The organism is Ornithinimicrobium panacihumi, assembly GCF_052073805.1.
Classification (GTDB): domain Bacteria; phylum Actinomycetota; class Actinomycetes; order Actinomycetales; family Dermatophilaceae; genus Ornithinicoccus; species Ornithinicoccus panacihumi.
Genome location: NZ_JBQGWG010000012.1, coordinates 1 through 13,290, shown reverse-complemented (window position 1 = coordinate 13,290; position 13,290 = coordinate 1). Strand labels below are relative to the sequence as shown.

Below are 13,290 nucleotides of genomic sequence, written 5' to 3'. Positions count from 1 at the left end.
GCCAGCACTCCATTCCCGGTGCTCCGCCCCAGTCCCCATCCGGTTCTCGGGGCGGGAGTCTGTGTGCCCCCCCACCTGAGGGGAGTCCCCGCAACCCCTCCGGGCAGACGAACATGGGGGCGCATGGGGGCGCGGGAAAAGCACAGGTCAGACGCGCCCTCGTGGGCGCCCCCACGGTCCGTCCGGCTGGTGTCGCGGGGGTTTGGGGGCGTTGTCGGGGACGTGTGGTCGCGAACGTCGAGCCATGGCTGCTCGACGAAAGGACATGGCCATGCGAGTCGCACGCCAACTCGGCCTGGACGGCCCGGACAGCACGCTGCTGTGTCTGGCGCGTGAGCGGTGGCCCCAGTGGCAGGAGGACCTGCCCGCGCTGCACGGGTGTCAGGACCCCCTCCGCCTGCCGGAGCTGTTCCGCACCTGGGGGCCCGCGCGTACTGACGAGGTGCTGCAGGCCCTGGCCCACCTGGCCTCGGTCGAGCACGGGGCCGACGACGTGGCCGCCGGTGGTCTGCTGGCCTGGCTGCTGATCCCCGGCGCGGCACGGCTGGCCGTGTCCCTGGCGAGCACGGGGCTACCCTCCATCGACGAGCTGGTGGCGGCCCAGCTGTGGATCGAGGTCCGCAGCTGGCAGGGCGGGCACAAGGTCGCGGCCAACATCCTGAGAAGGACACGTAACGGGCTGCTCGCAGACCTAGGCCTGCGAGCCGGCGACCAGACCTGGAGCCGCACCCGGCCCGTCGCCGAGGTGGAGGACCACCTGACCGAGGAGGACCACCTGAGCCACGGACCCGAGGGCCGTGAGGTGGCGCCGGAGGTTGAGCTCGACCTCCTCTTGGAGGACGCGCTGGCCCAGCAGGTCATCACCCAGGACCAGTGCGGGCTTCTGCTGGAGCTGGCGCAGGTCGCGCACGAGGCCGACGTGCGTCGCTCAGGTCGGGGCTCTGGTGGGCTCCTGTCCAGCGAGGGGGCATCCCGTGTCGGCTCGGGGCGTGGTGTCTCCGGGATCACGGTGAAACGGCGCGCGAGCAGAGCGCTCGGTGATCTGCGTGTCCACGTGACCTCGACCAACTATCTCGCCTCAGCGTGAACCTCTGGGACGACGACGGCTCTTTAGGAGGCGTGAACATGCACGTCACCGACACGAAACCCAGCCTGGAGGAGCTGCGCCTCGCCTACCGCGCGGCGTGCCGGGGTGATTTCAGGCAGGAGCCTGACCCCGACGCCGGACCCGGCCCCGGTCAGGGCAGGGTGTGGGAGCCCGACGAGCGGGTGGTCCCGGTCGTCGGCTGCCACGGCGGCGCAGGTGCCTCGACCACGGCACTGGCGATCGCCACCGCAGCCGGTCGGGCCGTGCGGGTGGTGGAGGCCGGCGCGGCCACCACGAGCGGGTTCTGCGCGGCCTCGACCGCCGAGCTCGGTGTCACCGACTCCGGGTGGACCCTGGGGCAGCGGGCACCGCAGGTACGGCTCGAACGGAGCGCCGACCTGCCCCTGGTGCCGCAGGACGTCCCCGTGCCCGACCCGGCGCCGGCGGGCACCACGCTGAGCGTGCTGGACGTGACCTGGGAGCCCACGGCCCTGTACTGCGCGACGTCGTCGTGGCTGAGCCGAGCCGTGTTCGAGTCTGACCGTCCGGTACTGGTGACCACCGCCACCTTGCCCGGGATGCGGCACCTGGAGGCGGTGATGGCTCTGCTGTCACCGCAGGCCGTCCCGGTGATCGTGGTGCGCGGCCGGACCCACCGGCGCGGACGCTGGGCGCCCCCGGTCGAGCAGACGCTCAGCCCGGCGGTGCGTGAGTCCCGCCAGGACGGTCACTTGGTCACCATGCCTGCCGACCCCACCCTGGCCGTGCGCGGCCTGGACACCGAACCCCTGCCGGCCGCCCTGGTCGCTGCAGGTTCACAAATCCTGCACCTGCTGGGTGCGGGCGACCCGAAGGAGAACCGATGAACCAGGTGTGCCCCCGCGTCCCCCCCGGCGCACAGGCTTTCTACAACGAGCTCATGGGCTACGCCCTGTGGGCGGTCGGGGCGGGCTTCCTCGCCGCCCTCGCCATCTCCATCCTGATGATCGTCCTGGGCAAGTCTTTCCAGATCCGGATGCTCAGCATGGCCGGCGGCGTCGGGATCCTGGTCGTCTTCGGCGCGCTGCTGCTGTACCTGGTGCTGCCGGGGATCATGCGGGCGATGTACGGGGCGGGGTGCTTCTAGACCATGCCCGAGGTGCAGCCCTGGAGCCGCCGGCAGGCACTCACCACCGTGACCGTCGCCGGTCTGGCCGTGGTCGCGGTGCTGGTCGGTGCCGTGCTGAGTCTGTACCTGACCTTCCGGCCGGGCGCCGCCCCCGAGCAGTCTGTGGCCGAGGGTGTGCACCAGGCGGGAGCGGTGGTGGACGGGCGCGAGGAGATCGCGGCCGCCCCCATGCTGGAGATCACCCCTGCGGACGCGACCGGCGGGACGCCGGCGACGAGCCTGCCGGAGCAGATCGAGATCCCACGGCCCACCGACAGCGGTCCTGCGCGCATCCCGACCGGGTTCCCCCACACCCCCGAAGGTGCGGTGGGACAGCTGAACGCGATCGTGGGCGACGTCGTGACCACGATGTCGATCCCGCACGCGCACGAGGTCTACCAGGCGTGGTCGGTGCCCGGCGCGCCACTGGCGGACCAGTGGTCGATGACGCAGAACGTGGCCCGCTTCCTGGATTCCGCAGGGATACCCGGCCAGTCCGCAGACGGCCGGGTGCAACTGAGGGCCACCCCGCAGGCGGGCCAGGTCAAGGGCAGCGACGGCCCGGACTGGGTCGTGGCGTGCGTCCTGCTGACCCTGGAGGCCACCTACGAACGGAGCGCAGAGGTCGCCTACGGCCACTGCGAACGGATGACCTGGCAGACCGACCGGTGGGTCATCGACCAGGGGCCCGCACCAGCGGTCGCGCCCTCCACGTGGGCCGGGACCGACCTGGCCGTCCAGGCCGGGTGGCGTACCTGGTCCTGGGCCGACTGACAGACACCGAACAGGGGAGCTGACCATGGGGTGGTGGAACCCGTTTGACCTGCTGGGCGAGGGGGCCGCGAAGCTGATCGCGGATGCCTGGACCGTGGCCATGCTGGGGATCTGGGGTGCCGGGCTCTACTTCACCCGGATCCTGATGGCCTTGGTGGACCTGGTAACCAACCCCGACCTGTCCGCGGACGGGCCGGCGCGTGTGATGTACGAGTACACCTTCGGGATAGCGCTGCTCTTGGCGATGATCCTGCTCGCCCTGCAGCTGGGCCGGGCCGCGCTGCGGCGTGATGGACGGTCGTTGGGGCAGGCGGTCTGGGGCGCGGTCCAGTTCCAGGGCGCCGGCCTGCTGTGGGTGCTGTGGTGCGTCGTCGTCTTCGGTGGAGCAGCCGGTCTCGCCGCGACCTTCCGCCGGACCCTCCTGGGCGTCGACTCCTGGCGCGCGTTCCAGCCCTTCGCCCCGTTCGAGGCCCAGGACGTCAGCGACGGCGTGGTGGCGACCGTCCTGGGGATGATGGGGCTGCTGATGGTCGTCGCTGCCCTGATGCACTTCGTGGTGCTGCTGGTCGCAGCGGCCAGCGCCCTGGTGATCGCCGTCACCGGGATCATCGCGGCCGCCGGCCTGGTCAACGAGTCCACCTCCCGCTGGTTCTGGATGACACTGAGATGGTTCCACGCGGCCGCTCTCACCCCGGTCGTGGTGGTCCTCATGCTCGGTCTGGCCATCCAGATCAGCCAGGGAGTGGTCCTGGAGGACGGGGACTCGATGAGCCAGGACATCTCCGCCGCACTCATCGGCATCGTCCTGATCTGCATCTCGGTGTTCTCGCCGCTGGCCCTGTTCAAGCTGCTCGCGTTCGTCGACCCTGGCACCAACTCCGGGGCGGCGCTGCGGACCGCAATGCAGTCCACCGACACCCAGCGCGGCCGCGGCTCCGACGCCGCGTCCCGGGTCGACAGCCAGGGCCGGTCGGTCGGGGAGCGGGCCGGTGAGGCCGAGACCACCGCGAGGATCGGCCAGGCCCAGGCCGGCGCAGGTGCCGGTGGCGCCGGTGCCGGTGGAGGAGCTGCCGGTGCAGGCGCCGGTGGGGGAGCGGCCGCCGGCGGGAGGCTCGCGGCGGCCGGCGGGGCGCTGGGCGTGGTCGGCGCCGGCGCCGGGGTCCTGGTGGGCGGTGGCGTCGCGGTCCTGCAGGGTATGCGCACGATCGGGGCCCAGGGCGCGGTGGTCGGTGCCGACATCGCCAACCAGGGCGGGATCGGGCACAACACCTACGTGCCGGACTACCGGGAGGCTCCGCGGCGCCAGCAGCAGGCACAGCCGGACGTCAACCAGGCCCAGTCCGACACCGGCAGCGGCCCGGACCACCAGGTGCCCCACCTGAACGCCCGGCCCGCCCCCACGCCCCCCGCCGGTGGGGGAGGGGTGCCCGGTGGGGGAGCACCCGGGGGAGGCGTCCCTGCGCCACCGGGCGGGGCCTCCGTCCCTGCCCCTCCCACCCCCTGATTGAGCTGAACCGACCCGGAAGGACCACGAGATCATGACTGTCTACTCCGACTACACCCCGCGCAGGTTCGGCTGGTTCCTGGGTATGTCTGCCTGGCAGCTGGCCGCGATCGGGGTGACCTTCCTGCCGGTGGCGGCGGCCGCCTCGGCCCAGCGCTGGGGCAGCGCCGCGGTCGCGGTCGCCGTGTGGTTGATGCTGGGTCTGCTCATCACGGTCCCGGTCCGGGGACGGTCCGCGGTGAGCTGGGCCTGGTGCTCGGTCAAGGTCGCCACCGGGCACCTGACCGGGTGGAGCAGGTTCCGGTCCAGGGCCAGCCGGGGACGGGCGCCCAGCCCGGACGAGGTCGACATGCCTGGGGTGCTGTCCGGTCTGGCGATCCACGAGGGTCCACCGCAGGGGCCACGGTTCGCCCGCCCGGCGCTGGTCCAGCACCGGGTCCTGAAGACCTGGACCCAGACCGCGCTGATCGAGCACCCCGGGATCGACATGGCCGAGACCTACGAGCGGGACCTGCGCGGCCGCGGGCTCGGTGCCCTCCTGGACGCGGCCGAGAGCACCGAGCTGATCGACACCGTCATCCTGATGGTGCGGTCCATCCCCGAGGACGGCACCGAGCGGGCCGAGTGGGTGCGCCGGCACACCAGCGCCGCCGCCCTGGACCGGGTCGCCCAGATCAACGCCGACCTGGACGAGATGTCCCGGCGGATCAACACCCGCACCGAGACCTTCGTCTCCTTCGTCGTGCCCGAGTCCCGGCTAGGCCGGGCCGGGCGCGAGTTCGGCGGGGGGATCGAGGGCCGGGCCCGGGTCATGCAGACCATCGCCGCGGAGATGGAGGCCCAGCTGACCGGAGGCCTGGGCGCCACCCGGGTGTCCTGGCTGACCAGCCCCGAGCTGGCGGTGGTCACCCGCACCGGGTTCGCCCCCGGTGACCGGGCCAGCATCATCGAGGCCGTCATCGCCCACACCCAGGACCCCACGGTCAACGCTGACGTGCCCTGGTCGATGGCCGGCCCCTCCGGCGCCGACCCCGCCCCCCGCCACTACAGCCACGACGCCTGGAACTCGGCGTCGGTGACGTTCCAGCTGCCCGAGAAGGGTGCGGCGATGGGTGCGCTGCGGCCCGTGCTCAACCCCTCGGCACCCGGGGAGCGGCGCGCCCTGGTCGTCGTCTACCCGATCATCCCCAGGGACAAGGCGGTCAAGCAGGCCGAGAAGACCGAGTTCACCGCCGACATGGCGCAGGGCATGCGTCACAAGGCAGGGATGCGCACCGGGGCGCAGGTCAGCAGCAAGGCGGACAAGGTGCGCCGGGTGGACGCCAAGCTCGCCGCCGGTAACAGTTTGAGCTACCCGTACGCGATCGCCACGGTGACCGCACCCAAGAGCGCCCGCATCAGCGAGTCACGGCGCCGGCTCGAGGCGTCGGTGCGGCGGGCCGGGTTCGCCGCGCTCCCGCTGGACATGAGCCACGACGCGGCCTTCGCCTCCAGCTGTGTCCCGCTGGGGATCGACCTGACCCGGACGGAGTGGACCCGATGAGGGCCCGCACCCGGGGCCAGGGGCAGGGCGGTCGTGGCGTCCCGGAGCTGCTGGCCGACTTCGGTCACGACCTGCCGACCGTCCCGGCGCCGCCCGAGCCGGTCAAGGACCGGCTCAGGTGGAGCGCGGACGGGGTGTACGGGCGCCGGGCCCGCGGCCGCGGGTGGATGGCCGCGCGGGCGCCGGTCAGCTCCTGGCGGATGACCAGTGAGCAGGCGCCCGTCCTGTGGCCCCTCATCAGCGGCCCCGGGCTGCCGCCGACCGGTCCGTTCATCGGGATGGACGTGCTCAGCGGTGGCGCGTTCCACTGCGACCCGCACGGGTGGACCCTCAACGACGAGGTGCCGGTGACTAACCCCAACGTGATGGTCTTCGGCAAGCCCGGCACCGGGAAGTCGGGCACGGTCAAGGCGTTCTGCCTGCGCAGCGTGCAGTTCGGCTACCGGATCCTCGTCCCGGGGGACCCCAAGGACGAGTACGAACGGCTCTCCCGGTTCCTGGGGTGCGAGCCGATCGCGGTGGGCCCGGGCATGCCTACCCGGGTCAACCCGTTGTCCATGGGGCCGCTGGGCCAGGGCTGGGACCAGCTGGCCGACAGCGAGGCGAAGGCCCGGGCGGACAGCCTGTTCAAGCGGTGGACGCTGCTGATCCGCGGACTGGTCGGCTCCCAGATGATCGGGGAGCACCGGGTCGCGTTCGGGCCGGTCGAGGCCGAGGCGGTCCGAGCGGCGATGCAGTCCCTGACCGGGTACCAGGCCGGCGGGACGTACCTGCGCGAGACCACCATTCCGCAGCTGTGGCACGCGCTGCGCGACCCTACCGAGGACCTCGTCGCGCAGACCCGGTACGGCTCGACCCGCCAGTTCCTGGACCACACCCGGGTGCTGCGGGACGCCCTGGGCGCACTGACCACGGGCACCCTGTCCGGGTTGTTCGACGAGCCCACAAACATTCGCATGGACTGGGACGCCCCGATCCAGACCCTGTCGCTGAGCCGGCTGGAGCCGTTGGGGGACGAGGCGGTCGCGGTGGCGCTGACCTGCCTGAACTCGTGGGCCTCGGCCCAGCGGGAGGTCGCTGCGGCGGGGGACCGGCGCATCGTGGTGCGGGACGAGAGCTGGCGGCAGCTGCGGCTGGGCCCGGACGCGGTCAAGTCCTACGACGCAGACCTGCGGCTCTCGCGCGGTGCCGGCGGCCGCGGCGGTGACGTGCAGGTCGCGGTCATGCACAAACCCTCCGACCTGCTCTCGGCCGGTGACACCGGCTCCCAGGCGCAGATCATCGCCCGCGACCTGCTGCACCTGTGCGACATCAAGGTCATGCACGGGCAGGCGCAGGGGGTCGCGGTCGAGCTGGACCAGCTGCTCGGGCTGGGCCCGGTCGTGCAGGACGCGATCACCTCCTGGGCGATGCAGTCCAAGGGCAGGGCCATCTGGCAGATCGGCAGCCGGCGGATGAAGGTCCAGACCATCCTGCACCCGGCCGAGGCGGACCTGACCTGGACCAACGAGGCGATCGCCGGCGCCGCCTGAGCCGGCGGGGAGGAGCACGAACCATGGGCAAGTCCCTGACCACGGGCGCGGTGGTCCTCTCGCTGCTGGCGATACCGCTGCTGGTGGTCGCCATGCTGGTCACAGTGGTCGCCACCCCGGCCGCGGGGGAGGAGTACCGCACCACCCACTGCACCCTGCCCGGTGGGCCGCTGCCGCCCAACGGGGACTGGCGCCCGCCCTACCAGCAGACCTACGCGCTCACCGACGGCAACACCTACGGGTGGCGGACCCACCCGATCACCGGGCTGCCGCAGTTCCACACCGGGACCGACATGTTCTCCATCCCCACCGGCGGCCCGATCGTGGCCGTGGCCGCGGGCCGGGTCACCCGGGCGGCGGCATGGGGCACCTACGGCAACGTTGTCGACGTCACCCACGAGGGCGGGGTGCTGACCCGGTACGCCCACCTGGACAGCTTCGCCGTGCAGGTCGGCGAACAGGTCTACTCCGGCCAGCAGCTCGGGACCGAAGGCACCACCGGGCGCAGCACCGGCAACCACCTGCACCTGGAGATCCACGTCGACGGCTCGCACGTCGACCCTGCGGTGTTCCTGGCCGAGCGGGGTGCGCCCCTGAACGGGCTGCCCGTGGCTCCCAGCCCACCCCCGGGGCAGGAGGCCGACCCGGACCTGCCCGGCGACGGAGAGGGCGGGATCGGGTTCGAGCTGCCCGAACCAGGAGAGCCGCGCCAGGACTCCCTGGTCAACGAGGCGGTGCCGGTGCCGGCCGACGTGCAGACCCTGTACGAGGGCGCGGCGGCGGAGTACAACCTGCCCTGGGCGCTGCTGGCCGGGGTCGGGATGGCAGAGACCGCGCACGGCGCGAACACCGGCCAGAGCCCGGCGGGGGCGCAAGGGTTGATGCAGTTCATGCCGGCGACGTTCGAGACCTACGGCGTCGACGGTGACGGGGACGGGGTGGCCGACATCCACAACGACGCCGACTCGGTCTACTCGGCGGCGAACTACCTGACCGCCTCCGCGGTCCACGGCGGCGAGCAGGGAGTGCGTGATGCCCTGTTCGCCTACAACCGGGCCGACTGGTACGTCAACGACGTCCTCTACTACGCCCACGAGTACGGCGGGGGGCTGGTGCTGGCCGAGCCGATCGACTGCCCACCGGGGATGGGCAACCCCGACCTGCCGCCACTGACCGACGAGCGGGTCCGCACCATGCTCGAGTTCGCGGCCGCCCAGGCCGGCGACGCCTACCTGCTCGGCGCGACCGGGCCCAACGTGTGGGACTGCTCCAGCCTGACCCAGGCGTCCATGGCCCAGATCGGGATCACCTCCCCCCGCACCGCCCAGGCCCAACGGGACTGGCTGGCCGCCGGCAACGGGTTCCAGGTCTCGGTCGACCAGGCCCAGCCCGGGGACCTGTTCTTCTACGACTCCTACCTCGGCCCCAACCAGATCGGACACGTCGGCTTCGTCTGGGACCCCGGGACCTACCGCTCGATCGAGGCACTCAACCCGACCAAGGGCGTGGGCTTCTTCGACTACGAGCACGCCCTGGACAACAACATCTTCCAGGTCTGGCGCATCGGCAGCATCGCCGACCAACCCAACCAGCCGCCCCCCGTGCCAGCAGTCACCCCGGCGCCTGTGGGTTGAGCCAGGGTACGAGCTCGGCTGGCGTGAACCTCTGGGCGCCTGCCCGCTCTTTAGGTAGCAGGACCCCCCCATGACGGATGAGGACGAGCGATGCAACGGGAACGCCGGCAGGAACCGATGCCCTTCGACTGGACCCTGGCCGCGCTTGGCGCGTTCATGGCCGTGGTGTGCCTGCCGGTCCTGGGGCTGCACGGGGCCCGCCTGGTGGCCAACCTGGTCGCCGGGGCCGGGGTGACCCTGCCCGCCCAGGACCAGCTGTTCACCAGCCTGTGGGACCTGGCCCGCGGGGACGCCGCCGCCGGGCTGGTCCCGAGCCCCGAGCACGTCGCCGGGGCGGGGACGCTGTGGTTCTGGTCCGTGGTCGTGCACGCCGTCCTGCTCGCCCTGGCCGGGTGGGGGTGCGCGTGGGCGTGGCCACGGTTCGGGCCCGGCAAGGTCCTGGGCATGGCCACCGCTGACGAGGCGGAGAAGGCGCTGGGCGTCAGCCGGTTGCGCAAGCACCGGCACATCATCCGCCCCGACCTGTACCCCCACCGGGGCCTGTCCGGGCTGCTGGTCGCGGCCGCCAGCCGCAACCGCGACCCCGTCGTGACCTATGACGCCCGGCTCGACCCCGAGGACGAGAGGAGCAGCTGGTGAGGAAGTTCGACCCGACCGACGTCGGCTGGAGGCTCGGTGTCTCCCACCAACCCCGCGGGGTGCCGCTGTACGTGCCCTGGGACCGCACCGCCGGCGTGATCGGCCCGCAGGGATCGGGCAAGACCCTGGACCTGCTCACCCCGGCCCTGCTGCAGGCCCCCGGTGCCGCGCTGGTCACCCTGACCAAACCGGCCGACCTGCTCCTGACGTTCACCGCCCGCTCCGAGCGCGACCGGCCCTGCGTGGTCCTCGACCCGTTCGGCATCGCCGACGGGCTGCCGGACCTGGTGTGGGACCCGGTCGCCGGCTGCCACGACCCCGGGGTGGCCGAACGCCGCGCCAAGGCGTTCGCGGCCGGCACCGTCAAGGGCGCCGTGGCCGAGGGGCACGGGGACCAGTCCGCCCGGTTCTACGCCGCCGAGGCCGCCAAGGTGATCCAGGCCTACTTCCACGCCGCCGCGCTCACCGGCCGCACCCTGGACCACGTGCTGCGGTGGGTGTCCAACCCGATGGCCGCGACCGAACCCGGAGAGATCCTGCGCGAGCACCCCCAGGCCACCGAGTACTGGGCCGGTCTGCTGCACGCCGCGCTCCACGGAGACGACCGCACCGCCGGCAACACCGCCACCACCGTCCACCAGGCCCTCTCGCTGTTCTTCCAGCCCGAGATACGGCGCCGTTGCGTCCCCCGCAGCCGCGGGGCGACCGACATCGACGACGTCCTGCGCCGCGGCGGCACGATCTACCTGCTCGGCCGCGAAGACCCCTACGCCAGCGCCTCACCCCTGATGACCGCCCTGGCCGAGCACGTCCTGGACCGTGCCCTCGTCGCCGCCCATGCCTCCCCGCACGGGAGGCTGACCCCACCGACGCTGGCCTGCCTGGACGAGCTCCCCTCGACCGCACCCCTGCCCACCCTGCGCACCCGCATGGCCAACGAGCGAGCCCTCGGGCTGAGCTTCATCTGGGCCGCGCAGACCCGGGCCCAGCTGGACACCACCTTCGGTGAGCAGGAAGCCCGCTCCGTCCTCGGACTGACCAACAACCTCGTGGTGTTCGGCGGGTCCAAGGACGTTCGGTTCAACCAGGAGCTCAGCGACCTGGTCGGCACCGTCCGCGTCGCCCGCACCCGCCGGCACAGCGGCAAGTGGGGAGACAAGAGCTGGGACGGAGAGGACATCCCCATCATCAGCGGCCCCGAGATCCGCAGGCTCAAGGAAGGCACCGCCCTGGTCCTCTCCGAGAACAACGCCCCGATGATCGCCAAGCTGGAACGCGCGATCGCCGGACGGCACGGCAAACGGCTGCAGGCCCAGAGCGCCGAGCTGGCCGCCCGGACCGCCACCGTCCGCCGGCACGCCGGCACCGACACCGGCGACCTGCTCGCCACCGCCCTGGCCACGTCTCGCACCCGCGGCCTGGCCCCGGCTGACGAGACCGGCCCCTGATGGCCCTCCTCGTCGACCCGTTCCCGGCGCCCGGGCGCCGGCTCCGGCAGGCCTACCGTGACCTGCACACCGCCCAGTACGGCGCCAAGGACCAGATCAAAGCCCTCGGCAACGTCGACGACCTGCCCCGGCCCTGGATCCCCGAGAGCCTGCCACCGGCGCTGCGGGCCGAGCTGTGGGCCTGGCTCGAACAAGTCGTGCCCTGGCTCAACAAGCACTACACCTGGCAGATCAACGTGCTCATCCCCGCCTGCTGGTACCGCCACCCCCACCTCGTCCTCGAGCTCGTCACCGTCGCCGACCTGCGCCACCGCGCCGCCCAGGCCGTCACCGGAGACGCCCTCGAGGACTGGCACCGGTACTGCCTACCCTCCTTCTTCGAGCGCGCCCGGACCCGGCTCCTGACCATCTGCGAGGAAGGCCACCAGGACTGGCCCGGCAAGAGCCGCCAATCCCGAGACCAGGACCACCAGGACCGACGCGTGCACGCCTTCACCACCGACCAGAACGACTGGTCAGGAGCGGCCCTCGTCCGCACCGGCCAAGTCCTCGACCTCGACCACGCACAAGCCACGCCCGACAACGACGAATGGAACGTGGACCCCGTCACGGGAGAAATCCTGGACTGAGGCCAGCATCCTCCGTGCGGCAAACGGGCGCGCCATGAGCGGCAGATCAGGATGTTCGCGTGCCGGCGTCCTCGCGGTCACCCTGGTGGGCTTGACGAGAGATGTGAACTTGAGGTTCACTTAGAGATGTGAACCACAAGTTAACAGACGACAGTTGTGATGTGACGGTCAAGCCAGGGGACCCCCCCGGCGAGGGGGCTCGGCGGGCGAAGGCACTGGAAAGGCTGGATCGAGCCCTCGCGGCCGAGACCTCCGCCCGCGAGGCGGCGGCGGTGGCCACGAGGCGAGCCGCCGAGGAAGCGGCCTGGCTGGGGGCGAGCCTGGCGGACCTGGCGTCCGTCACCGGCCACTCCCGTCAGGCGGCTCGCAAACGCTGGCCCACCCTGGGCGGCATCACCCGACGACGGCGCTGGCTCAGCAGCCACGTGGAGGACATCCTCCACACCGCCCGCCTGATCCTGCAGGACGACAAGCAGCTCGACCCGATCGCGCGGGCAGGCCTCACGGACTGCTTCACAAGGCTGTGCATGCTCCTGTCCGACGATCAGGCGCCAGAGGAAGACGCGTCCCTTCGCTGGCGCATGCTGGAACAGCTGGTCGATACCCACCTCCGTGCCGCCGCCGACCCTGCCCGGGGACCAGCGCCCACCGACGAGGCCCAGTTCGCCCGCGACGGAGCCGGTGGGGTCGTGGCCTACTACGACCACATCCTCAACGATCCCTCCAGAAGCCCCGGCTAACCCCCCTCCACGAGGCACGAGCGACCGGCGGCATGATGGTGGGTAGTCGTCTGTAATACACTTGGTGTGTGAGCGACCTGTTCGACCTCGAGACGCTCGATGACACCGAGCCCTTCGAGATCGACGAGCAAGCGGCTCACCTGTTCAAGCATCCGCACCTGGGGCTGGACGACGTGATGGACGCGTGGAGCAGTAGCCCGCTGTTCTACCCGGCGAAGCCACCCGCTCACTGGCTGATGCTGGCGGAGGTCAGTGGGCGAGTTCTCATCGTGCCGCTGGCTCCATCTCGATCGGGCGATCCGAGCAAGTGCCGACCGATCGGCTGCTACGAGGCGTCTTCGGGCCTCGCCGCTACGTACCGGAGGGACCGTGATGAGCACTGACGACAGCCGGCCGATGACGCCGGAGCAGGAGTACGAGTTCTATGCCGAGCCGCGCAACCAGGAGCCCCAGGGGCCTGCGCGTCGCCGCAAGCGTCCGATGAGCGCACCCGTACCGGTGCGCTTCCCAGCGGATCTCCTCGAGGAGGTCAAGCGCGCCGCCGAAGCTGACGACCGCTCAGTCTCAGCCTGGATCCGCCGAGCCGTCGAGCACGAACTGTCCCGACCCGCCT

Annotated in this window: 14 protein-coding genes; all 14 read left to right on the top strand. The window is 71.8% G+C overall.

Going from position 1 to position 13,290, the window contains the following annotated elements; genetic code table 11:
* Positions 1-271 precede the first annotated feature (271 nt).
* Positions 272-1,087: a hypothetical protein gene (locus tag ACTMMA_RS11825; RefSeq protein WP_441190336.1), complete on the top strand. Its 816-nt coding sequence runs from the start codon at positions 272-274 to the stop codon at positions 1,085-1,087.
* A gap of 38 nt (positions 1,088-1,125) precedes the next feature.
* Complete coding sequence (locus tag ACTMMA_RS11820; protein ID WP_441190335.1) at positions 1,126-1,953, top strand: hypothetical protein; 828 nt, start codon at positions 1,126-1,128, stop codon at positions 1,951-1,953.
* Positions 1,950-2,213 (top strand): hypothetical protein, encoded by a 264-nt coding sequence (locus tag ACTMMA_RS11815; protein ID WP_441190334.1) that lies wholly within the window; start codon positions 1,950-1,952, stop codon positions 2,211-2,213. Before ACTMMA_RS11820 ends, ACTMMA_RS11815 begins: the two co-directional genes overlap by 4 nt.
* Positions 2,214-2,225: 12 nt before the next feature.
* The gene (locus tag ACTMMA_RS11810) at positions 2,226-3,008 is read left to right on the top strand and encodes a hypothetical protein (protein ID WP_441190333.1); all 783 of its coding nucleotides are present in this window, start codon (positions 2,226-2,228) and stop codon (positions 3,006-3,008) included.
* Between the two features lie 25 nt (positions 3,009-3,033).
* The gene (locus tag ACTMMA_RS11805; RefSeq protein ID WP_441190332.1) at positions 3,034-4,512 is read left to right on the top strand and encodes a TrbL/VirB6 family protein; all 1,479 of its coding nucleotides are present in this window, start codon (positions 3,034-3,036) and stop codon (positions 4,510-4,512) included.
* A 34-nt stretch (positions 4,513-4,546) separates the two neighbouring features.
* Complete coding sequence (locus tag ACTMMA_RS11800; protein ID WP_441190331.1) at positions 4,547-6,055, top strand: SCO6880 family protein; 1,509 nt, start codon at positions 4,547-4,549, stop codon at positions 6,053-6,055.
* Positions 6,052-7,587, top strand: coding sequence for a putative type IV secretion/conjugal transfer ATPase (locus ACTMMA_RS11795; protein WP_441190330.1), 1,536 nt, complete (start codon positions 6,052-6,054; stop codon positions 7,585-7,587). Before ACTMMA_RS11800 ends, ACTMMA_RS11795 begins: the two co-directional genes overlap by 4 nt.
* A 23-nt stretch (positions 7,588-7,610) precedes the next feature.
* Positions 7,611-9,221, top strand: a complete 1,611-nt coding sequence (locus ACTMMA_RS11790) for a peptidoglycan DD-metalloendopeptidase family protein (RefSeq protein ID WP_441190329.1) — start codon at positions 7,611-7,613, stop codon at positions 9,219-9,221.
* Between the two features lie 90 nt (positions 9,222-9,311).
* Positions 9,312-9,860 carry a hypothetical protein gene (locus ACTMMA_RS11785; protein ID WP_441190328.1) on the top strand — a complete coding sequence of 183 codons (549 nt, stop codon included), beginning with the start codon at positions 9,312-9,314 and terminating at the stop codon, positions 9,858-9,860.
* Positions 9,857-11,308, top strand: coding sequence for a type IV secretory system conjugative DNA transfer family protein (locus ACTMMA_RS11780; RefSeq protein ID WP_441190327.1), 1,452 nt, complete (start codon positions 9,857-9,859; stop codon positions 11,306-11,308). Before ACTMMA_RS11785 ends, ACTMMA_RS11780 begins: the two co-directional genes overlap by 4 nt.
* A complete protein-coding gene (locus tag ACTMMA_RS11775; RefSeq protein WP_441190326.1) occupies positions 11,308-11,937 on the top strand; it encodes a hypothetical protein in 630 nt (209 codons plus the stop codon). The genes ACTMMA_RS11780 and ACTMMA_RS11775 overlap by 1 nt, the downstream gene beginning before the upstream one ends.
* A 161-nt stretch (positions 11,938-12,098) precedes the next feature.
* Positions 12,099-12,677, top strand: coding sequence for a hypothetical protein (locus ACTMMA_RS11770; RefSeq protein WP_441190325.1), 579 nt, complete (start codon positions 12,099-12,101; stop codon positions 12,675-12,677).
* A 68-nt stretch (positions 12,678-12,745) separates the two neighbouring features.
* Positions 12,746-13,060, top strand: coding sequence for a hypothetical protein (locus ACTMMA_RS11765; protein WP_441190324.1), 315 nt, complete (start codon positions 12,746-12,748; stop codon positions 13,058-13,060).
* Positions 13,050-13,290: YlcI/YnfO family protein (locus ACTMMA_RS11760; protein ID WP_441190323.1), on the top strand; the 241-nt coding region annotated here is incomplete at its 3' end. The genes ACTMMA_RS11765 and ACTMMA_RS11760, both read left to right, overlap by 11 nt.